A 23232-nucleotide genomic window follows, 5' to 3' on the forward strand; every position below is an offset into this window, starting at 1 on the left:
CGGGTGGCCCGCACGTCGGCGGTCACCCGGTCACCGGGTTCACGATGTCGGCGAGCATCAGCACCAGGCTCATGCCGCCGAGCAGCACGAACACCCCGAGAGCGAGGGGCTGGAGCCGCGCGGCGTCCGCGGGCCGGGGCCGTGGCAGCTTGCGCAGGCGGGCGAACTGCCGCTTGACGCCCTCCCACAGCGCGGCAGCGACGTGACCACCGTCCAGCGGCACCAGCGGGATCAGGTTGAACACGAACAGCGCCAGGTTCAGCGCGGCGACCAGTTCCAGCATGCTGGCGATCCGCAGACCGGTGCCCACGCCGTCGGCGGAGCCGATCTGACCGGCGATCTGGCCCACCCCGACCAGGCTGATCACGCCGTTGGCGTCCCGCTCCCCGCCGCCGAAGGCCGACTGGACCGTGTTCGTGACGGTGACCGGGAGTTGGACCACCGCCTTCGCGGTCTGCCAGGTGCCCTGGGCGGCGAGTGACAGCGCGTCGGTCACCGGTTGCCGAACCAGCTCGTCGGCGGGGGTGATCCCGACGAAGCCGACCTCGGAGGTGACCGCGTTGCCCGCGGCGTCGGTGACCACTTGACCGGCGGCGTCGACCTGCGGACGCTCCGCCGCGACCGGGGTCAGCTGCAGGGTGAGGTCCGCACCATCGCGTCGGACCACCACGGGCACCGTCTGCCCGGCGTCCTCCCGGATCATCGCGGACACCTGGTTCCACGAGTCCACTGCCCGGCCGTCGTAGGACACGATGGTGTCGCCGGGCCGCAGACCGGCGGCGGCACCCGGCGACTCGGCGGCGTCCGCCGGGCACTCGGTGGCGGTGAACCCGGCGGGCAGGACGCATTGGCTGACCGACGCCAACGTGGTCGAGGACTGCGGGATGCCGATCCCGGTATAGGTGACACCGAGCAGCACCACGGCGATCAGCAGGTTCATCACCGGCCCACCGAGCATCACCACCAGCTTCTTCGGCGTGGAGAGCCGGTAGAACGCCCGGTGGTCCTCCCCCGGGCGGATCTCCTCGGCGCTCGCCTCCCGTGCCTCGGCGGCGATCCGGCTGAAGAAGCCGCGCACCGGCGGGTTGCCCACCGCCTCCGGGGTCGGGTACATGCCGATCAACCGGACGTAGCCGCCCAACGGGATGGCCTTGATGCCGTACTCGGTCTCGCCCCGGGTCCGCGACCACAGGGTCGGCCCGAAGCCGACGAAGTACTGACTGACCCGGACCCCGAACTTCTTCGCGGGCACCATGTGCCCCACCTCGTGCAGCGCGATGGAGACCAACACGCCCACGACCAGGACCAGCACACCGATCGCGTAAGCCATCTCACTCCATCCTCGCTCCGGAACCGGACCATGGTGCCGCAGTTGTCTGGATGTGCGCTGGACGTTCAGTGATCGTGGATACCGGTGTCGGCCACCACCCGGTTCCGTCCGGCGCGCTTCGCCTCGTACATCAGCGCATCGGCCCGGGCGATCACCCGCAGCGGTGCCTCGCCGGGGCGGAGCATCGTCACCCCGACGCTGGCGGTGACCGGGACCCCCACCTCGGCCTCGATGGCACCGGGCAGGCTGCTGCGCAGCCGTTCCGCGGTGTCCTCCGCCGCCGCCAGGTCCACCCCGGGCGTCACCGCGACGAACTCCTCGCCGCCCAGCCGTGCCACCAGGTCCCCCGACCGCAGGCCCCGTTCCAGCACCCGGGCGACGGTCACCAGCACCTGATCGCCGGCGTCGTGGCCGAGGGTGTCGTTGACCTCCTTGAACCGGTCCAGGTCCAGGTACACCAGCGCCACCGGTACACCGGCGTCCACCAGCCGTGCCTGGAAGACCAGTTCCTCCTCCAGGCGGCGCCGGTTGGCGACCCCGGTGAGTGCGTCGCGGAATGCCATCTCCCGCATGCTCGCTGCCTCCGCACTGGCGGTCCTGGCCGCCTGGAACGCGCGCGCCGCCTGTTCCTTGCTCCGGGAGAGCACGTGCAGCATCGCGGCCAGGACACCGAGGTAGATGCCGTAGCGGACCAGATCCAGGATGTGCTCGGTGTCCCGTGGCTCGCTGATCAGCCCGACCGGCCCCACGACCAGCACCGCCAGCACCACCGCGCCGGCATGCACCCCGGCGGTGCGGGTCCGGAACACGACGTACCCGATCACCACGAACAGGGCCAGCCCCATGAAGACCGTCGGGAACAACGACGCCCAGCCGCCACCCTGAGCCGGTGGGGTCGACAGTCGCGCGCCGAGCATCGCCAGCCACAGCAGGTCCAAGCCGACCAGCACCACCTGGGAGACCCGTTGCAGCACCTGCGGTCGACGCAGCAGCAGCCAGATGTAGAGGGCCAGCACCACCGCGAGCACGGGGAACGTCCACCGCACCAGCGGGTCCGACCAGCGCAGCACGGTGATCGCGAGCACCGACACCAGGCCGACCGTCAGGCACCCCACCAGCACACGCCGGGTGGTCGCGATGGGGTCGTCGGCCCGGCGCGCGATCGGCACCTCACGGTGCGGGGCGCTCATGGCGGCACGCTACCCGCGGGCCACCTGCACTCCGGCGGAATGCGGGCGACTTCACCCTGGTGATTGTCGGCCAGCGGGACGGGTCCGTCGTCCCGCCCGGTGGTCGCACGGCCGTCCGCGTGGCCGGACACCCACCCGCGCGCCCCGTTGCCCCGGCACCCGCGCCGTCCGATGCTGGGCCCATGAGCCTGCCCGCCCTGGCCTGGCGCTCCGAGACGGCCCCACAGCCCGCCGTGCTCTGGCACCACGCCACGTCCCCCCGTGGGCCGGCGCCCCCTCTGGACGGTGACACCCGGGCGGATGTGGTCGTGATCGGTGCCGGGGCGAGCGGTCTGTGGGCGGCCTGGGCGTTGTTGGACGCCGACCCGGCGCTGGACCTGGTGCTGATCGACGCGGGGACCATCGGCGACGGGGCCAGTGGACGGGGCATCGGCGGTTGCTCCGCCTGGACCGACGGCGTGCTGTCCCCGCACCGGGCCGGCCCGCACGGCTGGGACACTGCCCTGCTCCGGGACGCGGTGATCGAGGTCGGCGGAACCCTCGCGGCCGACCAGATCGACTGCGACTTCCAGTACCGGGGCGCTGTGCGGGTCGCGGGTGACCGGCGAGGACTGGACCGGCTGCGGTCGAGCGCCGACCCCGAGGACCAGGAACTGGACCCGGGGGCGGTGCGGCGACGGCTGCGGCTCGGCCCGGTCGGCCCGAGTCGGTGCCTGCCGCGCTGGTCCGCCGGGACGCCCGGCGGTCCCGGTGGCCTCGTCCCCGGCGAGTCGCGCGGGTTCACCACCCCGGACTGCGCCACGGTGCAGCCCGCGGCGCTGCTGGACGGTCTGGCGACGGCGCTGGTCTCCCGAGGCGCGCGGATCGCCGAGCGGACCCGGGCCGTGCGGATCAGCCCGGGCGCCGTGCGCACCGAGCTGGGCATCATCCGGGCCGACCGCATCGTGCAGGCCACCGGGGCCGCGTCGGTGCCCGGGGGTCGCTGGTCGCCGCGTCCGGTGGCGGAGTCGGCGGTCGCCACCGCCGTGGTCGACGCGGCCCGGTGGGAGCAGATCGGCTTGCGGCGTGGTCAGCTGCTGCACCTCGCCGGGCGCCGTGACCTCCGGGCGGTGCGCACCGCCTCGGACCGCCTGGTGCTCACGGGGCCCGACACCCGCGTCCTCCGGCCCGGTGCGCTGTCGCCGAGCCTCGCCGATACGGTCGGCGCCCTGTTCCCGGACCTGGCGGCGGTGCCGGTGACCCACACCTGGTCGTGGACCCGTGCCGCCGCCAGCGCCTATCCGGTCGGGATCACAGCGGAGGGCATCGGCTGGATCGGCGGGCACGGACCGGAGCCGATCGCCGCGGCCAATCTCTCCGGGCGGGTGCTCGCGGACCTGATCACCGGATCGGACACCGCCCTGACCCGGGCCTCGTCCTCCGGCTGGGACTGAACCGGCGCTGGGACCTCGTCCTCCGGCTGGGACTCAGCCCGCGAGCAGTTCGGCGGCCCGCGCCCGGCCCCAGTGTTCCGCCGCGAGCACCTGGTCCAGGGTGGTGTCGGCGGCCCCGTCCCGGTGCTCCTCGACCACGCGGCGCACCGTCTCGACGATCGCCGGGAAGCGACAGCGCCCGGCCAGGAAGGCGGCCACCGCCACCTCGTTCGCGGCGTTCAACACCGCCGGGTGGGTGGCCGAGGCCGCCACCGCCTGCCGCGCGAGATCGATGGCGGGAAACACCGCGGAGTCCACCGGCTCGAAGGTCCAGGTGGTCGCCCGGGTCCAGTCGCAGCCGGGCACCGCCCCGGGCACCCGGTCGGGCCAGCCCAACCCCAGGGCGATCGGCAACCGCATGTCCGGCGGCGATGCCTGCGCCAGGGTCGAACCGTCGACGAACTCGACCATCGAGTGCACGACCGACTGCGGGTGCACCACCACGTCGATCCGCTCGGCGGGCACGTCGAACAGCCAGTGCGCCTCGATCAGCTCCAGGCCCTTGTTGACCAGGGTCGCGGAGTTGATCGTGACCACCGGGCCCATCCGCCAGGTGGGGTGCGCCAATGCCTGATCCGGCGTCACGGCTGCCAGGTCCGCCACGGCGGCGCCGCGGAACGGTCCCCCGGAGGCGGTGAGCACCAGGCGGGCCACCTCGTCCCGTCGGCCGCCGCGCAGCGCCTGGGCGATCGCGGAGTGCTCGGAGTCCACCGGCACGATCTGGTCCGGGCGTCGCTGGGCCTGGCGGACCAGGGCGCCACCGACCACCAGCGACTCCTTGTTCGCCAGGGCCAGGGTGTTGCCGGCCCGCAGCGCGGCCAGGGTGGGGCCGAGCCCGATCGACCCGGTGATGCCGTTCAGCACCACGTCGACCGACCGGGCGGCGAGCTGGGCGGCGGCGGCCGGCCCGGTCAGCAGTTCGAGGTCGACCAGGGGCAGCCCGGCCTCGGTCGACTGCCGGGTGTGCGCGGCGAGCACGGCGTCGGCGACGGTGGGATCCGCGACCGCCACCGTCGTCGCACCGAGCCGTGCCGCCTGGGCACCGAGCGCCTCGGGGTCGGCACCCCCGGCGGCGACCCCGGTCACCCGGAACCGGTCCGGCGCGTCCAGCACCACCTGTTCGGCCTGACGACCGATGGACCCGGTGGAACCCAGCAGGACGACGTCCCGTCGTTCGGTCACCGGGTAGCACTCACTCCGCGGCGAGCAGGACGTCGATCGCGCGCTCCAGGAACGCGTCCACCGGCGCCTCGGCGTAGGCGCGGCCACCACGGGCACGCGCGAAGGTCGCCGCGCGCAGGTCCTGGGCGGACAGCGGCTCGTTCCGGTCGAAGTACCCCACCAGCCGGTGGCACACAGCGTCCACCTGCTCCGCGTCGTAACCGGGGCGACGGCCGCTGGGGGCCGCGAACCGCTCGCCGTCGGGCCGGGTCAGCCGTCCGTACAGGGTGCGCGCCTGGTCGGCCAGGTGCTCCAGCCACGCCTGGCGGCCGCGCTCGTTGATGAAGTCCGCCCGGGAACGCGCCACGAAGGCCGCCTCGAGCCGGTCCAGCGCGGCGTCGACCGCGGTGGTCGAGTAGCCGTGCCGCACCAGGTCGAAGGCGACGGTGCGGACGTCCTTGCCGGTCAGCGCACCGGCCGGACCCTGCTCGTACACGGTCCGAGCGTGAGCGAAGAAGTCATCGACCTCCTCCGTGTGATACCCGGTCTTCAGACCGGACACCTTGCGGAACATGACTCCGTCGCTCATTCTCAGTCCTCCTCAGCCGCCAACTGTCCGCAGGCGCCGTCGATGTCGCTCCCACGGGTGTCCCGCACCGTGGTCGGGATGCCGTGTGCCCGCAAGCGTGCCACGAACTCGGCCTCCACCGCGGGATCGCTCGCCGTCCACTTCGAACCCGGGGTCGGATTCAGCGGGATCGGGTTGCAGTGCACCCAGCCGCGACCACGTCGGTTGAGCTCGGTGCCGAGCAGGTCGGCGCGCCACGCCTGGTCGTTGATGTCGCGCATCAGCGCGTACTCGATGGAGACGCGGCGACCGGTGGCCTCGAAGTACCGCCGCGCGGAGTCCAGCACCTCCTTGACCGAGAACTTCTCGTTCATCGGCACCAGCTCGGAGCGCAGCTCGTCGTCCGGCGCGTGCAGGGACAGCGCCAGGGTGACCGGGATGCCCTCCTTCGCCAGGCGGTCCATCGCCGGGGCCAGGCCGACGGTGGACACCGTGATGTTCCGGGCGCTCATCCCGAAGCCCTCGGGGGTCGGGGCGGTCAGCGCCCGCACCGTCGCCATCACGGTCTTGTAGTTGGCCAGCGGCTCGCCCATGCCCATGAACACGACGTTCGACAGCCGGGTGTCGCCGCCGGGGACCTCACCGTTGGCGAGCGAGCGGGCGGCGGAGCGCACCTGCTCGATGATCTCGGCCGGGGACAGGTTCCGGGTCAGGCCCAGCTGACCGGTGGCGCAGAACGGGCAGGCCATCCCGCAGCCGGCCTGGGAGGACACGCAGAGGGTCGACCGGTTCGCGTACCGCATCAGCACCGACTCGACCTTGGCGCCGTCGAACAGGTGCCACAGGGTCTTGACGGTGGTGCCGCCGTCGGCCCGCAGGGTGCGCGCCGGGGTCAGCAGCTCGGGGAACATCGCCTCCACCAGCAGGTCACGGCTGGCGGCCGGCAGGTCGGTCATCGCGGCCGGGTCCGAGGTGAGGTGGCTGAAGTAGTGGGTGGCCAGCTGCTTGGCACGCAGCGGCTTCTCCCCCAGCTCGACGACCTTCGCGACGCGCTCCTCCGGCGTCAGGTCGGCGAAGTGCTTCGGCGGCTTGCCGCGAGCACCGCGGGCGGGGGTGGACAGGTTGAGGGCGACAGGGGTCGTGGTCATGCGAGGCTCCGGCAGGTGTCGGCTGAGTGTGGGGCGCGGTCAGGCCGCGACCGGCTGCAGGGCGTGCAGCAGCAGGTAGATCACGGGGGCGGCGAGCAGCAGCGAGTCGATCCGGTCCAGCACACCACCGTGGCCGGGGAGGACGCTGCCCATGTCCTTGAGTTCGAGGTCCCGCTTGAGCAGTGACTCCGCGAGGTCTCCGAGGGTGGCCACCGCCACCGCCGCGACCCCGAGCAGCGCACCGACCGCCGGGTCTCCGTCGAACATGAGGTGCACTCCGAGCACCCCGACCACACATGCCAACACCAAGGACCCCGCCAGACCTTCCCAGGTCTTCTTGGGACTCACCGCCGGTGCCAGCGGGTGACGGCCGATCAGGACGCCGACGGCATAGCCACCGGTGTCGTTCGCGACGCAGAGCAGCACGAACAGGGCGACCCGGGCCGCACCGTCCTCGGCCGCCAGCATCAGCATCACGAAGCCGCCCATCAGCGGCAGATAGGCGGCGGCGAACGTGCCCGCCGTCGCGTCGCGCAGTGCCGCGGGGCCGGATCCGTCCAGCACCCGCCAGATCACCAGCCCACCGACGGTGAGCACGAAGGCGACGAACAGCGCCTCCGGCCCCGCGACGTAGGCGGAGACCAGGATTCCGATGTCCCCGACCAGCAGCGGCAGCAGCGGGATGTGCACCCCGCGCCGGCTGAACGCCTGGGCCAGCTCCCACAGCCCGACGCCCACCGCCGCCACCGCCACCACCCCGAAGAGCTCCTTGCGGAAGATCAGCGAGGCGGCGACGACGACGAGCAGACCGAGACCCACCGCGACGGCGACCGGGAGGTTCCGGCCCGCGCGGGGAGGCGTGGTGGGGGCGACGGTGGTGGACATGACTGCCTCAGACCTCGAGGAGCTCGCTCTCCTTGGCGGACAGGACGGTGTCGATGGTGTCGACGTGCCCCTTGGTCAGGGACTCCAGCTCCTTCTCCGCCCGGGCGACCTCGTCCTCGCCGACCTCGCCGTCCTTGACCAGCTTGTCCAGCCCGTCCTTGGCACGGCGGCGCACGCTGCGGATCGAGATCTTGGCGTCCTCGGCCTTGGTCTTGGCCAGCTTCACGTAGTCCCGGCGCCGCTCCTCGGTGAGGGCGGGCAGGATGATCCGGATCGCGTTGCCGTCGTTGCTCGGGTTCACGCCGAGGTCGGAGTCGCGCAGCGCCTTCTCGATGGCGGCCATCGCGGACTTGTCGAAGGGTGAGATCAGCACGGTGCGCGCCTCGGTCACCTGGAAGGACGCGAGCTGCTGCAGCGGGGTCGGTGCGCCGTAGTAGTCGACGATGATCTTGTTGAACATCGCGGCGTTCGCCCGACCGGTGCGGATCCCGGCGAAGTCCTCCTTGGCGACCTCGACGGCCTTGTCCATCTTCTCCTCGGCCTCGAGGAGGATGTCGTCGATCACGGTGGCTCCTTTGGTTCTGTGGTACGGGAGAGTCAGGCGGGGTTCAGTCCTCGGTGACCAGGGTCCCGATCTTCTCACCCCGGAGTGCCCGGGTGACATTCCCCGGCTCCTCCAGCCCGAAGACACGCATCCGCACGCCGTTGTCGCGGCACATGCTCAGGGCGGTCGAGTCCATCACGCCGAGCTCGCCGACGATCGCCTCGGTGTAGGTCAGGTGGTCCAGGCGCTCGGCGTCCGGGTTGGTGCGCGGGTCGGCGGTGTAGACCCCGTCGACGCCGTTCTTGCCCATCAGCACCTCGTCGCAGTGCGTCTCCAGCGCGCGCTGGACCGACACGGTGTCGGTGGAGAAGTAGGGCAGACCGGCACCGGCACCGAAGATGACCACGCGGTCCTTCTCCAGGTGGCGGATCGCCCGCAGCGGGATGTACGGCTCCGCGACCTGGCCCATGGTGATCGCGGTCTGCACCCGGGTGCTCACCCCGGCCTGCTCCAGGAAGTCCTGCAGGGCCAGGCAGTTCATCACGGTGCCGAGCATGCCCATGTAGTCGGCGCGGGACCGGTCCAGGCCCATCGTGGCGAGCTGGGCGCCACGGAAGAAGTTGCCGCCCCCGACGACGATGGCGACCTGCACCCCATCGGCCACGGCGGCACCGATCTCACTGGCGATCCGCCGGACGACAGCGGCGTCAAGCCCGATCGACCCGCCGCCGAACGCCTCGCCGGACAGCTTCAGCAGCACCCGCCGTGCGGTGCGGACCTCGCCGGTCGTCTCCTCGATCATGGTGGCCATGGTGGATCCCTCCGGGGGTCGTCGACAGGCGGGTGGTACTGGTCGTGCTCGCGCCGGTGGCCCCGACCCTGTGCGGGCCGGGGCCACCGGATGCGGGGTGCGTCAGGCGCCGACGCGGTACCGGACGAAGCCGGTGACGGTGCCGCCGGCCTCGGCCAGCACCTGGCCGACCGACTTCTTCGGGTCCTTCGCGAAGGGCTGGTCCAGCAGGACGACCTCCTTGAAGAAGCCGTTCAGGCGACCCTCGACGATCTTCGGCAGCGCGGCCTCCGGCTTGCCCTCGTTACGCGAGGTCTCCTCGGCGATCCGACGCTCGTTCTCGACCGTCTCGGCCGGGACGTCGTCGCGGGTGAGGTACGCCGGGGAGTACGCCGCGATGTGCGTGGCGATGTCCCGGGCGATCTCGGCACCCTTGGCGTCGGTGGCGACCAGCACGCCGACCTGCGGCGGGAGGTCCTTGTTCACCTTGTGCAGGTAGACGGTGACCTTCTCGCCGGCGACGCGCTCCAGGCGACGCACGACCAGCTTCTCACCGAGCACCGCGGCGGTCTCGTCGACGATCTCGGACAGCGGCTTGCCGTCCACGTCGGCGGAGATCAGGGCGTCGGCGTCGCGGGCACCGGAGGCGACCGCGGTGGCGAGGACCTTCTCGGCCAGGGTGATGAAGGTGGCGTTCTTGGTGACGAAGTCCGTCTCCGAGTTCACCTCGACGATGACGCCGACCTCGTTCTCGCCGTCACCGGCGGTCACGACCTCGGCGGCCACCAGGCCGTCGGACGCCGAACGGCTCTCCCGCTTGGAGACGCCCTTCAGGCCCTTGACGCGGATGATCTCCAGCGCCTTGTCCTTGTCGCCCTCGGCCTCTTCCAGCGCCTTCTTGACGTCCATCATGCCGGCACCGGTGGCCTCACGGAGGTCCTTGATGTCAGCGAGGCTGTAGTTCGCCATCTGTGTATCCGTCCTCGTGGTGGTGGGTGTCAGTTGGCGGTGGTGTCGGACTCGGTCGCGGCGGCCTCGGCGACCTCGGTCTCGGCAGCCTCAGCGGCGGCCTCGACGGCCGGAGCGGCGTCCTGACCCGGGGTGGCGGCACCCTCGGTGGCGGCGGCCTCACCGGCGGGGGCCTCGGCGTCACCAGCGGCACCGGCGAGCAGCTCGCGCTCCCACTCGGCCAGCGGCTCGGCCTCGGTGGCGGTGCCGGCGGCAGCGCCCTCGGTCTGGCCCGAGCGGGCGGCGTGACGGGCCATGGTGCCCTCGGCCGCGGCGTCGGCGATCACGCGGGTCAGCAGCTGCACGGCGCGGATCGCGTCGTCGTTGCCCGGGATCGGGAAGTCGACCACGTCCGGGTCGCAGTTGGTGTCCAGGATCGCGACGATCGGGATGTTGAGCTTGCGCGCCTCGTCGACGGCCAGGTGCTCCTTGTTGGTGTCCACGATCCACACGGCCGAGGGGACCCGGGCCATGTCGCGGATGCCGCCGAGGGTCTTGGCGAGCTTGTCCTTCTCGCGGCGCATGATCAGCAGCTCCTTCTTGGTGAAGGCGCTCCCCGCGACGTCGTCGAAGTCGATGAGCTCGAGCTCCTTGAGGCGCTGCAGGCGCTTGTTCACCGTCTGGAAGTTGGTGAGCATGCCACCGAGCCAGCGCTGGTTCACGTAGGGCATCCCGACCCGGGCTGCCTGCTCCGCGATCGGCTCCTGCGCCTGCTTCTTGGTGCCGACGAACAGGATGCTGCCGCCGTGGGAGACGGTCTCCTTGACGAACTCGTAGGCGCGGTCGATGTACGACAGCGACTGCTGCAGGTCGACGATGTAGATGCCGTTGCGCTCGGTGAAGATGAAGCGCTTCATCTTCGGGTTCCACCGACGGGTCTGGTGTCCGAAGTGGACACCGCTCTCGAGCAGCTGGCGCATGGTCACGACGGCCATGGCACGTCCTTCCGGCGCGCCCCACGGGGGCGCGCATCATGAGGGCGGACTCCGCACGAGGCGAGGCCCGCTGGTTCGGTTGTCGATGCCGTCCAGGTGGACCGCATCCCTGGCGTCACGCCTCGGTCGACACCGTCCGGGGACCGGACGGACCGCTGCCGACGTCGGCCCGCACCACACTCCCGGCGACCAGGTCGTCGAGGATGAGGGGCGGTGATGACGCGCGATGTCGATCGGCACGCACCGATCGCATCCGGAAGTCTACCGGACCGCGCGCCGTGCGTCGGCCATCGCTGTCCACCGGTGTGATCGACCTCCGATGGTCCCCAGCCGGGGAGCCCGGACCTCGACACCCGAGCACCGCCGGCGTGACGGTGGCGCGATGCACCCGGCACTCATCCCACGCAGGACACTCGCAGCACTGAACGCACTGAAAGCACTGACAGCACTCACCAGGCCCCGGCACGCCCTGACCTCGCTGCTCGGCGCGGCCCTGCTGCTCAGCTGCGTGGCCGTGGCCGGCGCGGATCGCGGCTCCGCCACCAGGAGGACCGTGCTGCCCGGCACCGCCGCCGAATGGACCCGACCGACCCGCGACGACTCGGCGCCGCTCCGCGCCTTCGATCGCCCTGCGCAGCCCTGGCTGCCCGGTCACCGAGGGGTCGACCTGGCAGCGCTGCCCGGCGACCCGGTGCTGGCTCCCCGCGGCGGGGTCGTGACCTTCGCCGGGCCGGTGGCGGATCGGCCCGTGCTGACCCTCACCCACGACGACGGCCTGCGCAGCTCCCTGGAACCGGTGTCGGCATCCGTCGCGGTCGGTGATCGGGTGACGGCGGGGCAGGTGGTCGGCACCGTGGGCGGCGGGCCCGGGCACTGCGACCCGGAGGGCTGCCTGCACTGGGGGGTACGGGAGGGCGAGGAGTACCTCGACCCGTGGCTGCTGCTGCACGGTGGGCCGGTGGTGCTGCTGCCGGACGCGGCGGCTGCACGGGGCGCACCGATGGCCGCATGCGGTGCTGTCGACTCCGTGGGCCCCGGGTCTCCCCCGGTCAGCGCGGGCAGTGCCTGGTCAGCCCCGGTCCGCGTCGGTCAGCCGGGCGCGCAGCCGGAGCATGGCGGCGGTGTGCATCTGCGAGATCCGGGACTCGGTGACACCGAGCACCCGGCCGATCTCGGCCAGCGTCATGCCCTCGTAGTAGTAGAGGACCAGCACCAGCTTCTCCCGCTCGCCCAGCTGGTCGATCGCCCGGGCGAGCAGGAACTTGGTCTCCTGCGCCTCGAAGGAGTCGCCCGGGTCCGGGCTGCTGTCGTCACCCAGGGTGTCCAGCAGGGAGAGCCGATCCGAGTCCCCGGCCCCCAACAGCTCGTCCAGCGCCGCCACGTTGACGGTGGACAACTGGGTGAACAGCGCACGCAGCTCGCGCAGATCGATCTGCAACCGGTCCGCGACCTCGCGCTCGGTGGGCACCCGGTGCAGCTCGGCCTCCAGCTCGGCGTAGGCACGGTCCACGGCACGCGCCTTGGTGCGGACCGAGCGCGGGATCCAGTCCATCGCACGCAGCTCGTCCAGGATCGCGCCGCGGATCCGCGAGGAGGCGTAGGTCTCGAACTTCACCGACCGGCCCGGCTCGTACTTCTCGATCGCGTCGATGAGACCGAACATGCCGTAGGACACCAGGTCCGCCTGCTCGACCATCGCGGGCAGGCGCATCCCGACCCGACCGGCCACCGCGGTCACCAGCGGGGCGTAGTGCAGGATCAGGCGCTCGCGCACCAGGCGGTCGCCACCGGCCTTGAACGCGCGCCAGTCGGCGGCGACCCGGTCCAGGGCGGCGAGGCGCTCGACGTCCTGCTCGGTGAGCTCGACATCGTCGACCGCCAGCTCGGCGTCGGTCAGCTCCAGCGGCTCCACCAGGGTCAGCTGCGGCGGGTCCGGGATGAGGTCATCGACCTGCACGTCGGCGTCCGCCAGCACCGCGTCGGTGGCCTCGGCGAGCAGCACGACGGCGGCCAGCTCGACCTCCGACTCCCCGACAGTGTCGGTGTCGGTGTCGACGCCGACCTGGTGCGGGATCACGCCGCGGGGAGCACGCAGCGTGCGCGAGACAGCACCGGGGGCGGTGCGCTGCTCGACCGGAACAGTCATGGGGGTCTCCGTCTCGCGGATCATGCTCGGGGGTGGGCTTGCTCGAACGAGGCGCGGAGGCGGTCCGCGGTCACGTGGGTGTAGCGCTGGGTGGTGGCCAGACTCGAGTGGCCGAGGACCTCCTGCACACTGCGCAGGTCGGACCCTCCCTCGAGCAGATGGGTGGCGGCCGAATGCCGCAGGGCGTGCGGGGCGACGTCCTCCACCCCGGCGGCCACGGCGACCTCGTGCACCGCGGTGCGGAGCTGACGCTGATCGACCCGACCGCCGCGGCGACCCAGGAACAGCGCCGGGCCCGAACCCTCGGTGGCGAGCACCGGGCGGCCACGGCGCAACCACTGCCGGGTGGCGTCCACGGCGGGCTCCCCCACCGGGACGACGCGCTCCTTGCCGCCCTTGCCCAGCACCCGCAGCGTCCGCTCGCTCAGATCCAGGTCGTCGACGTCCACGCGGCACAGCTCACCGACCCGCACGCCGGTGGCGTACAGCAGTTCGAGGGCGGCCCAGTCGCGCAGGTGGATCGGGTCGTCGTCGTCGGACCGGGTGCGCGCCACGTCCAGCAGGTCCGCCGCCGAGTCCTGGCTCAGCACGGTGGGCAGGGTGGACGACGGACGGGCCGATGCCAGCCGCAGCGCCGGGTCGGAGGCGACTCGTCCGGTCCGGGCGGCCCAGGCGAAGAAGGTCCGGACGGCGGCACCGCGGCGGGCCAGGGTCGCGCGGCTGCGGTCGGCGGCGGACATGGAGGCGAGCCAGCCGCGCAGCATCGCCAGATCGACGTCGGCGAGGCCCTCGGCTCCGTGCCGCGTCGCATAGCCGGCCAGTGCGCGCAGGTCCCCGACATAGGCCCGGACCGTGTGCTCGGACAACCCGCGCTGGGCGGCCAGGTGGAGCACGAAGTCGTCGACGAGCGCGGTGTCCGCACCCGTCTCCTGCACCCCTGCTGCCGCCTGCACGGTCCTAGGGTGACCGTCACACCTCCGGGCGACAAGCTTCCTGTGTGTGGAATCACCCACCCTTGGGCGAATCACGGGTTTATGTCCGATTTTCCGGAGCTGTTTCCGGTCTGAACGGGTGATCATCGGGCGTCGGGGGTCAGGTACCGCACCGGAACGACCGATGATCTGGGTCCTTCGGCCTGGTTCGACCACCCCCTCTGCGTGACTACTCTCGTCCCCGGCGTGGGTGCCTCGGATCCACCCCACCCCCGGTTGGAGCCGCCCCTCCGGAACTCCCTGGTGCAGCCCGGAAGGACTCTCCCGCATGACCTACGAACTGGACGCGTTCGTCGCGCCCGACCCCACCGCACAGGAGCTGCACCACCGGGTGGCGCGGTCCACCCTGGTTCCCCTGCGTGGCGGCATCAGCCTGGTGCTGGGCCCGGAGGAGCTGGATCTGTTGGACCTGCCGACCGAAGGGCTGCTCGACGGCCTGACGGTGGCCCGGGTCGAGGCGGACTTCTTCGGCGGGACCGGGCGGCAGAGCGCCTGGTTCTACCGCGACGGCGTCCTCGCGTGGTCCGACGTCGACAACCCGACCAGCGACCCGGATGCGGCCGCCTGGCCGATCAACCGCGCGCTGGCGGACCTGGGCCACCGGCCCACCCGGCACGCGACCTGGAACCCCGCGGTGTTGCTCGACTGCTTCGGCGACGTCGGGCTGGGTCACTGCCGCAGCAATGTGGAGTGGATCCGCTTCGCGCACGCGGGCGGCGACGGGGACGCCATCACCGACTACGAGGACGAGCTGGCGCGCCGCAAGGTCGGCTGACCAGGCACATCACCGGGACGACGCCCGGATCGGCAGTGACCATCGGTCGCCGGACGAGCGACGCGCCCGGCCGCTGAGTTCCAGCAGGCCCAGCTCCGCCTCCACCTCGGGCACCGACAACCCCGCGCGGGCTGCGATCGTCCCGGCACCGGCGGGTGCCCGACCGAGCGCGTCGAGCACCCGGGCGCGACGGCTGTGCGGCCGGTCGGACGTCGGCACCCGGGGTCGGTCGGTCGTCGGCACCCGGGGCCGGTCGGACGTCGGCGACCGGGGCGGGTCGGACGTCGGCGACCGGGGCGGGTCGGACGGGGCGCCATGCGCCACGGCAGCAGGCGGTGCGGCTTCGCGCACCCTGCCACCGCTCGAAGGCGCGCCACCCGACCGGGTCGGCTCCACGGTCGCCGCCGTCTCCGCAGTCAGTACCGACTCCCCGGCGAGGGCCGGCTTCGCGGCCAGGACCGGTGCCGCGATGGACGACCCCGGCAGCAGGTCGATCACCTCGGCCGCGTCCGTCACGCAGACCGCCGCACCGTCGCGCAGCAGCCGGTGACACCCGGCCGACGCCGGAGAGGTGACCGGACCGGGCACCGCGCCGACCGGGCGCAGCAGGGCGTGCGCGTGCTGGGCGGTGTTCAGCGCACCGGACCGCCACCCGGCCTCGACGACCACCGTGACCTCGGTCAGCGCAGCGATCAGGCGGTTGCGCAGCAGGAAGCGTGACCTGCTCGGCGGCCGACCGGGTGGGCTCTCGGCGACCACCAGGCCGCCGGTGTCGAGCACGCGGCGCAGCAGGTCGGCGTTCCCGGCGGGGGTGAGCCGATCGGGGCCACCGGCGAGCAGCGCGACCGTCCGCACACCACCCTCGGCGGCGTGCGGGGCGAGTGTCCCGCGGTGCGCCGCGGCGTCGACCCCGTACGCCCCGCCGCTGACCACGGTGATACCCGCCAGGGCCAGCTCGCAGGCGAGGTCCTCGGCGACGCGCTCCCCGTACGCGCTGGCCGCCCGCGCGCCGACGACGGCGACCGAGCGGTGCACGGCGGCGGCCAGGTCAGCTCCGCCGCGCACCCACAGGCACAGCGGGGCGGACGCCCCGAGGTCATCGAGCCGGGCGGGCCACTGCGGGTCGCCGGGGACGACCGGGACCGCGTCGATCCGACCGGCGGCGAGCAGGACCATCCGCGGTTCGACATCGAGGCGCGGCAACCACCGGGTCAGGGCGCGCCCGATCACGCGCCACGTCCGGTCGGCGGCGAGCACCGGGGATGCCGATCGGCACGTGCCGTCCTCCACGATCGGGGCGACCGGCACCGCCGACCCGGTCCCGTCGGGGCACCCGGTCCCGGCATCGGTCGGCACCTCCCGAACCCGCGCCCGCAACTGCCGGATCGCCTCCGGGATCGAGACCCGGCGGGCGGCCAGCAACCACTGCCACGCGCCGACCGCCCCTACTGCCTCCACCACCACCCCGGCCGCCGGGTCACCGGGCTCGGTGACGGTGTTCCAGCCGATCCTGGCCAGCAGCTCCGGGTCGTCGCGGGTCATCGGTGTCCGCCTCGGGTGCGCAGCAGCAGGGCGCGGCCGATCTGGTCGCGGTGCGGCGCATCGGCTCCGGCGAGGTCGGCGAGGGTCCAGGCGATCCGCAGCACCCGGTCGGCGCCGCGCAGGGTCAGTCGCCCGGTGCTGACGGCGTGATCGAGATCGGCCAGGAGCCCGGGGTGCGCACCCAGCAGCTCCCGCAGCCGCCGCCCGGGCACCTCGGCATTGGTGCGCCACGGGTCACCCGACCACCGGGTGGCCTGGGCTGCGCGGGCCGCGGCGACCCGGAGCGCGACGGTGGCGGAGTCCTCGCCGGGTGTTCCGCCGCCGAGTCGGCGGACCGGGGGCACCTCGACCTGCAGGTCGATCCGGTCCAGCAGAGGACCGTCCAGCCGCGCCTGGTACCGGCGTCTGGCCTGCGGGGTGCAGGTGCAGTCCTCACCTCGGCCACCACCGCGTCCGCACGGGCAGGGGTTGGCGGCGAGCACGAGCTGGAACCTGGCTGGGAACCGCACGGCTCCGGCTGCCCGGTGGATCACCAACTCACCGTGTTCGAGCGGCTGGCGCAGGGTCTGCAACACGTGCGAGGTGAACTCGGGTGCCTCGTCCAGGAAGAGCACACCCCGGTGCGCCCGGGAGGCGGCGCCGGGACGCGGCCAGCCGGTGCCGCCACCGACGATCGCGGCGGCGCTGGCGGTGTGGTGCGGGTCCTCGTACGGCGGTCGGCGGATCAGCCCGACGGACGGGTCGAAGGTTCCGGCGATCGAGTGCACGGCGCTGACCTCGACCGCGGCAGCGTCGTCGAGGTCCGGCAGCAGACCGGGCAGGCGGGCGGCCAGCATGGTCTTCCCGGCCCCTGGTGGCCCGGTGAGCAGCAGATGGTGTCCACCGGCGGCGGCCACCTCCAGCGCACCGCGAGCGGCGGGTTGCCCGATGACGTCGGACAGGTCGCCGGGGACCGGTGCGGCGGCGGACGGCCCGCGGCTGACGGGGACCGGGTGCGACGGCGGCACCCGCACCGTCCCACCGTGCAGCCGCATCACCTCGGCCAGACTGGCGCAGCCGGACACCTGCGCCCCCGGCACCAGCGCCGCCTCCGGGACGTCGGCGGACGGCACCACCACCCGGCGATGCCCCCGGGCCACGGCCTCGGCCACGGCGGGCAGCACGCCGCGCACCGGCCTGAGCCGACCGTCCAGCCCGAGCTCGCCCAGGTGCACGGTGCCCCGGGTCCGCTCCGGGTCGAGGGTGCCGGCGGCACCGAGCACCGCCACCGCGATGGCGAGGTCGAAGCCGGGTCCGTGCTTCGGCAACGCGGCCGGGGTCAGGTTCACCGTGACCCGCCGGGCGGGCCAGCCGAGCCCAGTGCTGAGCACCGCTGCCCGTACCCGGACCTTCGCCTCGGTCAGCGAGGTGTCCGGCAGTCCGACCAGGATGAACGCGGGCAGCGCGGGCGCCAGGTGCGCCTCCACCTCGACCAGCCGCCCGGTCATGCCGAGCAGCCCGACCCCCAGTGCCCGGCCGAGGGCGCTCACCGCTCCCCCGCCAGCAACTCGATCCGCGCTCGGTGCCCCAACAGCAGCACCGCGATCACGTCGACCCGGATGCTCGCCGGGCGCAGATCGTGCGCGGCGACCCAGTGCGCTGCCAGTCGACGCAGCCGACCCAGCTTGCTCGCCGTCACCGCCTCGGCCGGATGCCCGAAGCCGGTGCCGGTCCGGGTCTTGACCTCGATCACGACCAGGTGCTCGCCGTCCAGGGCGACCAGATCGATCTCCCCCGCCGGGCAACGCCAGTTGCTGTCGATCACCCGCCAGCCGCGGGACCGCACCCACTGGGCCGCCAGCGCCTCACCGCGACGGCCGATGCTCTGTCTGTCCATGCCGAGCAGCGTCGGCGGGACAGCACCTCACGGTCGAGGGCGTCGAGTGCATCCTGGGGACGACGTCGCTCTCCCCCCGGCTGTGGACAGCGGGATCAGCGGCCGAAGCCGGTGTCACCACCCAGATCGAGGTCGGCCTTGACCAGCTCCTCGACGTTCACGTCCTTGAAGGTGACCACCCGCACCGACTTCACGAACCGGGCCGACCGGTAGACGTCCCACACCCAGGCGTCGGCCAGGGTCAGCTCGAAGTACACCTCACCCGCGGCCGATCGCACCTGCAGGTCGACGTGGTTCGCCAGGTAGAAGCGACGCTCGGTCTCCACCACGTACGAGAACAGCCCGACCGCGTCCCGGTACTCGCGATAGAGCGCGAGTTCCATCTCGGTCTCGTAGTTCTCCAGATCCTCGGCACTCACGCGGACCATCATCGCGCATCCGGCGACCGGATGAGCACTCAGAGCGCGGTCGGCTGCTCCACGCCGGGCAGTCGCCAGGACCGGCGGTGGTGCACCGTGGGCCCGAGGCGGCGCAGGGCGTCCACGTGGTCGGCGCTGGCGTAGCCCTTGTTCTCCTGCCAGCCGTACTCCGGGAACTCGGCGGCGAGGTCCAGCAGCAGCGCGTCCCGGGTGGTCTTGGCCAGGACGCTGGCGGCGGCGACCGCGGCGCACTTCATGTCGGCCTTGATCATCGTGGTGACCGGCGGCACCGGGCACACCGGGTCGGGCAGCACCGGCCCGTCGTCGAAGAGGGTGCCCTGGGCGGGTGGCGACAGGTAGTCGTGATTCCCGTCCAGCAGCGCGGCGTCCGGCGTCACGGTCAACCCGTCCAGGGCGCGCTGACCGGCCAACCGCAGGGCGGCGATGATGCCGTACTCGTCGATCTCGGCCGGGCTCGCGTGGCCGACCCCCCACGCCGCCGCCCAGCGCTGGATGCGGGGCACCAGGGCCAGCCGGGCCTTCGGGGTGAGCAGCTTGGAGTCCCGCACGCCCAGCGGCGCGGGCTTGGAGTCGGCGGTCACGACGACGACGCCGATGGTCACCGGGCCGCACAGCGCCCCGCGGCCCACCTCGTCCAGGCAGGCGAGCGCGGTCGCGCCGTCCCGCAGCAGCTGGCGCTCGACCCGCAGCGACGGGGCGGCAGTCCGGGCGGGGCGGGCGGCACGGTCGGGTCGCGCGACCCGAGAAGGCGCGACCGCACCGGCCCGCAGCAGCGTCTCGGTCATGACGGGTCGGGCACGTCCGCGAAGACGGTGCCGGGGTTGCGCAGCAGGCCGATGCGGTCCAGCGGCCACAGCTTGATGAAGGCGGTGCCGACCACGTTGTCCATCGGGATCGCGCCGCCGCCGGGGTCGCCCATGTGCCAGCGGGAGTCGGCGGAGTGCTGACGGTTGTCGCCCATCACCCACAGCGAGTTCTCCGGCACCGTGATGTCGAAGGCGATCTCGCTCGGACTGGCGCCGGGTGCCAGGTACGACGACTCGTCGATCGCGACACCGTTCACCTCCACCGGCGATCCGTCGCCCGCGGCGGTCACGTGGTCGCCGGGCAGGCCGATCACCCGCTTGATCAGGTGGTCCTCCGACTGCTGGGGCATCAGGCCGATGGTGATCAGCGCGTCCTGGAACCAGTTGGTCTCGACCTGCTCCTCCGGCTGCAACCAGCCGCCCGGATCGGCGAAGACCACGATGTCGCCCCGGTGCACGTCCAGCGGCCCGGGCACCAGCTTGCTGACCAGCACCCGGTCGCCCTCGATCAGGGTGTCGTGCATGGACGCGCTCGGGATGAAGAACGCCTGGGCCAGGAAGGTCTTGACCAGCAGGGAGAGCACGATCGCGCTGACCAGGATGATCGCGACCTCGCGCAGGAAGCCGAGGACCGGGTTGCGCGGAGGGCGGGAGGCCGGCGCGTCAGATCGGTTCTGGGCGCGAGCGTGCTGGGGTGTCACGCGGACACTCTGCCACGCCGATACCTGGCATACCCAGCCGTGCTGCCCGATTTCGGCGACTCACACAGAACTCCCCCCTCGACACGACGGAGGCGGCCACCGGGATCCGGTGACCGCCTCCGTCGACGTGCGGGAGTGAGCGTCTCAGCCCTTCTTGGGGGTGTCGCGCTTCTCCTTGATCTTCGCCTTCTTGCCGCGCAGGTTGCGCAGGTAGTACAGCTTCGCGCGACGCACGTCACCGCGGGTGGCGACCTCGATCGACTCGATCGACGGGGAGTGCACCGGGAAGGTCCGCTCCACGCCGACGCCGAAGGACACCTTGCGCACGGTGAAGGTCTCGCGCACGCCGTCACCCTGACGGGCGATGACGACACCCTGGAACAGCTGGACGCGGGAGCGGTTGCCCTCGACGACCTTCACGTTCACCTTGAGGGTGTCACCGGCGCGGAACTCCGGGATGTCGGTGCGCAGCGAGGCCGCGTCGACACTGTCGAGCAGGTGGGACATCTCGTTTCACTTTCCCGCCGTGCCACAGGTCACGTGCGTCATCGTCGGCACATGGAGCGCCGGAAGTGGGCATCGTTGCGGCGCGCGGCCCTGCCGTGAAGCAGCGCGGCCGTGCTCGTCTCCCCTGTGGCAGAGACGCGACCTACGCGCACCAGCGCACTAGTCTGCCACACCCTCGTCGGACTGCGGAAACGGCCCGTCGGCGCCGATGGTCCAGCCCAGCTCGGCCAGGGTCACCCGGTCCTTCTTGTCCAGCGCACCGGGGTCCAGGCGCCGCAGCAGGTCCGGGCGCCGCGCCGCGGTGCGGGCCAACGCCTGGTCGCGCCGCCAGCGCTCGACCTTGCCGTGATGACCGGACAGCAGCACCTCCGGCACCTCGGCGTCCTGCCACACCGGCGGCTTGGTGTAGACCGGGTACTCCAGCAGACCGGCGGCGCCGTGCGACTCCTCGACCAGCGAGTGCGGATTGCCCACCACGCCGGGCAGCAGCCGGACCACCGCCTCGACCAGCACCAGGGCGGCCACCTCGCCGCCGTTGAGCACGTAGTCGCCGAGGGAGTACTCGCTGACCCGGACCCCGCGCGCCGCGTAGTGCTCGGCCACCCGGGCGTCGATGCCCTCGTAGCGACCACAGGCGATCACCAGGTGCTCGTCCTCGCCGGCCAACGACTCGGCCTGCCGCTGGGTCAGCGGGGCACCGGAGGGGGTGGGCAGCAGCAGGTGGGCGCCCTCGTCCAGCAGTTCGTCCAGCACCGCACCCCAGATGTCCGGCCGCATCACCATGCCCGCGCCCCCACCGAAGGGGGTGTCGTCCACGGTGCGGTGCCGGTCGGTCGTCCAGTCGCGCAGGTCGTGCACCCGCAGGTCGAGGATCCCGGTGGTGCGCGCCTTGCCAACCAGCGACAGGCTCAGCGGCGCCAGGTAGTCGGGGAAGATCGTGACGACGTCGATCCTCATGCGCCCTCGGTCTCCTCGCTGACGACCAGGTTCTCCGCGTCGGAGGCGAGCAGGCCGCCGGGCGGGTCGATCAGCACGCGACCGCCCGGGACGTCCACCACCGGCACGATCGCCCGGACGAACGGCACCAGGGTGCGGCTGCCGTCGGTCTCGCGCAGCACCAGCACGTCCTGGGCCGGCAGGTGCTCCAGACCGGTGATCTCGCCCAGCACCCGCCCGTCGACGTGCTCGGCGCGCAGACCCGCCAGCTCGTGCGGGTACCAGGCGTCGTCCTCCTCGCCCTCGGCCGCCTCGACCACCAGCGACACCCCACGCAGCTCCTCGGCCGCCGTGCGGTCGGCCACTTCGGCGAACTGCACGAACCACCGGTCCTGCTGGGTGCGCACCTTCGTGATCGTCAGCGGCCCGCGGTCGGCGGGGTCGGTGGGCAGCTCGGCGCCGACGAACAGGCGGCTCTCCGGGTCGTCGGTGCGCACATCGAGGGCGACCTCGCCGCGCAGCCCGTGGGCGCGACCGATCCGGGCGACGGTCAACTGCATGGGGTGCTCCTCGTTCTCGACATGGCACAGGCCCGGCCCCCACGGGTGGGGGCCGGGCCTGTCACTGCGTTGCGCTCAGCGTCGTGCGACGTCCACCACGTCGACCCGGACCGGGCCGTCGGTGGACAGCGCGCCGACCACGGTGCGCAGGGCGCGGGCCGTGCGGCCGCCGCGTCCGATCACCCGGCCGAGGTCCTCGGGATGCACCCGGACCTCGAGCAGGTCGCCGCGGCGCAGCGCACGGGCATCCACCCGCACGTCGTCCGGGTGGTCGACGATCCCGCGGACCAGGTGCTCGAGCGCGTCGGCGAGCATCAGGCCTGCTCGTCCACGGACGACTCTGCCGGAGCCGCCTCGGTCTCGGCGGACTCCTCGGCCGGGGCGGCAGCCTTCTTCTCGGCGGCCTTGGCCTTGGCCTTCTCGGCGTCGGCGGCGACAGCGGCGATGGTCGCCTGGACGTCGGCGGCCTCGCCCTTGACCCGCAGGGTGCCCTCGGCGCCCGGGAGGCCCTTGAACTTCTGCCAGTCACCGGTGACCTTGAGCAGAGCCAGCACCTGCTCGGTCGGCTGCGCGCCGACGCCGAGCCAGTACTGCGCACGCTCGGAGCTGATCTCGATCAGCGAGGGCTCCTCGGTGGGGTGGTACTTGCCGATCTCCTCGATCGCGCGACCGTCGCGCTTGGTGCGGGAGTCCGCGACGACGATGCGGTAGTACGGCGCACGGATCTTGCCGAGGCGCTTGAGGCGAATCTTGGTGGCCACGAGGTGGTCTCTCCTGTTGATGTGGGGCGGTGCGGACCGAGCCGTACGTGGGGCATACGGTGGGAGGTCCGACCTGTGTGTCACAGCATCGAGCGGGTAGAGGGGCCGCGCGCGCCGAGTACAGCAGGCCATTGTGCCAGACGCGGGCGCCTGCTCCCA

25 protein-coding genes and 1 pseudogene are annotated in these 23232 nt (G+C 72.6%); 3 read left to right on the forward strand and 23 right to left on the reverse strand.

The window, feature by feature from the left end; all coding sequences use genetic code 11:
• Positions 1-22 precede the first annotated feature (22 nt).
• Both HGK68_RS10290 and HGK68_RS10295 read right to left on the reverse strand, forming a co-directional pair.
• Positions 23-1330 carry a M50 family metallopeptidase gene (locus HGK68_RS10290; RefSeq protein WP_169165881.1) on the reverse strand — a complete coding sequence of 436 codons (1308 nt, stop codon included), beginning with the start codon at positions 1328-1330 and terminating at the stop codon, positions 23-25.
• A 65-nt stretch (positions 1331-1395) separates the two neighbouring features.
• Entirely contained in the window at positions 1396-2520 is a 1125-nt protein-coding gene (locus HGK68_RS10295; RefSeq protein ID WP_169165882.1) for a GGDEF domain-containing protein, read from the reverse strand.
• Positions 2521-2702: 182 nt separating this feature from the next.
• On the opposite strand from HGK68_RS10295, the gene HGK68_RS10300 reads away from it, so the two are divergent.
• Positions 2703-3953: an NAD(P)/FAD-dependent oxidoreductase gene (locus HGK68_RS10300; RefSeq protein ID WP_169165883.1), complete on the forward strand. Its 1251-nt coding sequence runs from the start codon at positions 2703-2705 to the stop codon at positions 3951-3953.
• Between the two features lie 33 nt (positions 3954-3986).
• Here the strand turns inward: HGK68_RS10300 and dxr are convergent, their stop codons facing one another.
• From dxr to rpsB, 8 genes are all read right to left on the reverse strand, one after another.
• A complete protein-coding gene (dxr, locus tag HGK68_RS10305; RefSeq protein ID WP_169165884.1) occupies positions 3987-5174 on the reverse strand; it encodes a 1-deoxy-D-xylulose-5-phosphate reductoisomerase in 1188 nt (395 codons plus the stop codon).
• A 10-nt stretch (positions 5175-5184) separates the two neighbouring features.
• On the reverse strand, positions 5185-5742 hold the full coding sequence (locus HGK68_RS10310) for a DivIVA domain-containing protein (protein ID WP_169165885.1): 558 nt from the start codon (positions 5740-5742) through the stop codon (positions 5185-5187).
• A 2-nt stretch (positions 5743-5744) separates the two neighbouring features.
• Entirely contained in the window at positions 5745-6869 is a 1125-nt protein-coding gene (gene rlmN / locus HGK68_RS10315; protein ID WP_169165886.1) for a dual-specificity RNA methyltransferase RlmN, read from the reverse strand.
• A gap of 39 nt (positions 6870-6908) precedes the next feature.
• On the reverse strand, positions 6909-7754 hold the full coding sequence (locus HGK68_RS10320; protein WP_169165887.1) for a phosphatidate cytidylyltransferase: 846 nt from the start codon (positions 7752-7754) through the stop codon (positions 6909-6911).
• Between the two features lie 7 nt (positions 7755-7761).
• Complete coding sequence (gene frr, locus HGK68_RS10325) at positions 7762-8319, reverse strand: ribosome recycling factor (RefSeq protein WP_169165888.1); 558 nt, start codon at positions 8317-8319, stop codon at positions 7762-7764.
• 43 nt (positions 8320-8362) lie between these two features.
• Positions 8363-9109 carry a UMP kinase gene (gene pyrH / locus HGK68_RS10330; RefSeq protein ID WP_216859258.1) on the reverse strand — a complete coding sequence of 249 codons (747 nt, stop codon included), beginning with the start codon at positions 9107-9109 and terminating at the stop codon, positions 8363-8365.
• Between the two features lie 102 nt (positions 9110-9211).
• Positions 9212-10057 carry a translation elongation factor Ts gene (gene tsf / locus HGK68_RS10335; protein WP_169165890.1) on the reverse strand — a complete coding sequence of 282 codons (846 nt, stop codon included), beginning with the start codon at positions 10055-10057 and terminating at the stop codon, positions 9212-9214.
• Between the two features lie 29 nt (positions 10058-10086).
• Positions 10087-11031, reverse strand: coding sequence for a 30S ribosomal protein S2 (gene rpsB, locus HGK68_RS10340; protein ID WP_169165891.1), 945 nt, complete (start codon positions 11029-11031; stop codon positions 10087-10089).
• 382 nt (positions 11032-11413) lie between these two features.
• Between rpsB and HGK68_RS10345 the strand changes: the two are divergent.
• A pseudogene (locus tag HGK68_RS10345) lies at positions 11414-11905 on the forward strand (M23 family metallopeptidase); the annotation flags it as partial.
• Between the two features lie 195 nt (positions 11906-12100).
• On the opposite strand, the gene whiG reads toward HGK68_RS10345, so the two are convergent.
• Entirely contained in the window at positions 12101-13177 is a 1077-nt protein-coding gene (whiG, locus tag HGK68_RS10350) for an RNA polymerase sigma factor WhiG (RefSeq protein ID WP_206155736.1), read from the reverse strand.
• A 20-nt stretch (positions 13178-13197) separates the two neighbouring features.
• Entirely contained in the window at positions 13198-14130 is a 933-nt protein-coding gene (locus tag HGK68_RS10355) for a tyrosine recombinase XerC (RefSeq protein ID WP_246260277.1), read from the reverse strand.
• Positions 14131-14437: 307 nt separating this feature from the next.
• Between HGK68_RS10355 and HGK68_RS10360 the strand changes: the two genes are divergently transcribed.
• Positions 14438-14944, forward strand: coding sequence for a hypothetical protein (locus HGK68_RS10360; protein ID WP_169165893.1), 507 nt, complete (start codon positions 14438-14440; stop codon positions 14942-14944).
• Positions 14945-14953: 9 nt separating this feature from the next.
• Here the strand turns inward: HGK68_RS10360 and HGK68_RS10365 are convergent, their stop codons facing one another.
• The 11 genes from HGK68_RS10365 to rpsP form a co-directional block, all read right to left on the reverse strand.
• Positions 14954-16486: a DNA-processing protein DprA gene (locus HGK68_RS10365; RefSeq protein ID WP_246260278.1), complete on the reverse strand. Its 1533-nt coding sequence runs from the start codon at positions 16484-16486 to the stop codon at positions 14954-14956.
• Positions 16483-17973, reverse strand: coding sequence for a YifB family Mg chelatase-like AAA ATPase (locus HGK68_RS10370; protein WP_169167064.1), 1491 nt, complete (start codon positions 17971-17973; stop codon positions 16483-16485). Before HGK68_RS10370 ends, HGK68_RS10365 begins: the two co-directional genes overlap by 4 nt.
• Positions 17974-18011: 38 nt before the next feature.
• Positions 18012-18362, reverse strand: coding sequence for a YraN family protein (locus HGK68_RS10375; protein WP_169165894.1), 351 nt, complete (start codon positions 18360-18362; stop codon positions 18012-18014).
• A 95-nt stretch (positions 18363-18457) separates the two neighbouring features.
• Entirely contained in the window at positions 18458-18781 is a 324-nt protein-coding gene (locus tag HGK68_RS10380) for a DUF2469 domain-containing protein (protein WP_169165895.1), read from the reverse strand.
• Positions 18782-18819: 38 nt separating this feature from the next.
• Positions 18820-19587, reverse strand: coding sequence for a ribonuclease HII (locus HGK68_RS10385; RefSeq protein WP_169165896.1), 768 nt, complete (start codon positions 19585-19587; stop codon positions 18820-18822).
• Entirely contained in the window at positions 19584-20309 is a 726-nt protein-coding gene (gene lepB, locus HGK68_RS10390) for a signal peptidase I (RefSeq protein ID WP_246260280.1), read from the reverse strand. Before lepB ends, HGK68_RS10385 begins: the two co-directional genes overlap by 4 nt.
• A 144-nt stretch (positions 20310-20453) precedes the next feature.
• Positions 20454-20816 (reverse strand): 50S ribosomal protein L19, encoded by a 363-nt coding sequence (gene rplS / locus HGK68_RS10395; RefSeq protein WP_169165897.1) that lies wholly within the window; start codon positions 20814-20816, stop codon positions 20454-20456.
• 159 nt (positions 20817-20975) lie between these two features.
• Positions 20976-21773: a tRNA (guanosine(37)-N1)-methyltransferase TrmD gene (gene trmD / locus HGK68_RS10400; protein ID WP_169165898.1), complete on the reverse strand. Its 798-nt coding sequence runs from the start codon at positions 21771-21773 to the stop codon at positions 20976-20978.
• Complete coding sequence (rimM, locus tag HGK68_RS10405) at positions 21770-22312, reverse strand: ribosome maturation factor RimM (protein ID WP_169165899.1); 543 nt, start codon at positions 22310-22312, stop codon at positions 21770-21772. The genes trmD and rimM overlap by 4 nt, the downstream gene beginning before the upstream one ends.
• Before the next feature lie 75 nt (positions 22313-22387).
• On the reverse strand, positions 22388-22627 hold the full coding sequence (locus tag HGK68_RS10410) for an RNA-binding protein (RefSeq protein WP_169165900.1): 240 nt from the start codon (positions 22625-22627) through the stop codon (positions 22388-22390).
• The gene (gene rpsP / locus HGK68_RS10415) at positions 22627-23073 is read right to left on the reverse strand and encodes a 30S ribosomal protein S16 (RefSeq protein ID WP_169165901.1); all 447 of its coding nucleotides are present in this window, start codon (positions 23071-23073) and stop codon (positions 22627-22629) included. Before rpsP ends, HGK68_RS10410 begins: the two co-directional genes overlap by 1 nt.
• Positions 23074-23232 lie beyond the last annotated feature (159 nt).

The sequence above is a fragment of the Cellulomonas taurus genome, from assembly GCF_012931845.1.
GTDB classification, from domain to species: domain Bacteria; phylum Actinomycetota; class Actinomycetes; order Actinomycetales; family Cellulomonadaceae; genus Cellulomonas; species Cellulomonas taurus.

Bases quoted from the DNA above. Each gene is read 5' to 3' on its own strand.
- whiG (WP_206155736.1), bottom strand. From the start codon at position 13,177: ATGACTGTTCCGGTCGAGCAGCGCACCGCCCCCGGTGCTGTCTCGCGC.
- HGK68_RS10310 (WP_169165885.1), bottom strand. From the start codon at position 5,742: ATGAGCGACGGAGTCATGTTCCGCAAGGTGTCCGGTCTGAAGACCGGG.
- HGK68_RS10295 (WP_169165882.1), bottom strand. From the start codon at position 2,520: ATGAGCGCCCCGCACCGTGAGGTGCCGATCGCGCGCCGGGCCGACGAC.
- tsf (WP_169165890.1), bottom strand. From the start codon at position 10,057: ATGGCGAACTACAGCCTCGCTGACATCAAGGACCTCCGTGAGGCCACC.
- HGK68_RS10385 (WP_169165896.1), bottom strand. From the start codon at position 19,587: ATGACCGAGACGCTGCTGCGGGCCGGTGCGGTCGCGCCTTCTCGGGTC.
- HGK68_RS10365 (WP_246260278.1), bottom strand. From the start codon at position 16,486: ATGACCCGCGACGACCCGGAGCTGCTGGCCAGGATCGGCTGGAACACC.
- rimM (WP_169165899.1), bottom strand. From the start codon at position 22,312: ATGCAGTTGACCGTCGCCCGGATCGGTCGCGCCCACGGGCTGCGCGGC.
- HGK68_RS10370 (WP_169167064.1), bottom strand. From the start codon at position 17,973: ATGACCGGGCGGCTGGTCGAGGTGGAGGCGCACCTGGCGCCCGCGCTG.
- pyrH (WP_216859258.1), bottom strand. From the start codon at position 9,109: ATGGCCACCATGATCGAGGAGACGACCGGCGAGGTCCGCACCGCACGG.
- HGK68_RS10290 (WP_169165881.1), bottom strand. From the start codon at position 1,330: ATGGCTTACGCGATCGGTGTGCTGGTCCTGGTCGTGGGCGTGTTGGTC.
- rplS (WP_169165897.1), bottom strand. From the start codon at position 20,816: ATGTCCCACCTGCTCGACAGTGTCGACGCGGCCTCGCTGCGCACCGAC.
- HGK68_RS10320 (WP_169165887.1), bottom strand. From the start codon at position 7,754: ATGTCCACCACCGTCGCCCCCACCACGCCTCCCCGCGCGGGCCGGAAC.
- HGK68_RS10375 (WP_169165894.1), bottom strand. From the start codon at position 18,362: ATGGACAGACAGAGCATCGGCCGTCGCGGTGAGGCGCTGGCGGCCCAG.
- HGK68_RS10360 (WP_169165893.1), top strand. From the start codon at position 14,438: ATGACCTACGAACTGGACGCGTTCGTCGCGCCCGACCCCACCGCACAG.
- trmD (WP_169165898.1), bottom strand. From the start codon at position 21,773: ATGAGGATCGACGTCGTCACGATCTTCCCCGACTACCTGGCGCCGCTG.
- rpsB (WP_169165891.1), bottom strand. From the start codon at position 11,031: ATGGCCGTCGTGACCATGCGCCAGCTGCTCGAGAGCGGTGTCCACTTC.
- rlmN (WP_169165886.1), bottom strand. From the start codon at position 6,869: ATGACCACGACCCCTGTCGCCCTCAACCTGTCCACCCCCGCCCGCGGT.
- HGK68_RS10410 (WP_169165900.1), bottom strand. From the start codon at position 22,627: ATGCTCGCCGACGCGCTCGAGCACCTGGTCCGCGGGATCGTCGACCAC.
- HGK68_RS10300 (WP_169165883.1), top strand. From the start codon at position 2,703: ATGAGCCTGCCCGCCCTGGCCTGGCGCTCCGAGACGGCCCCACAGCCC.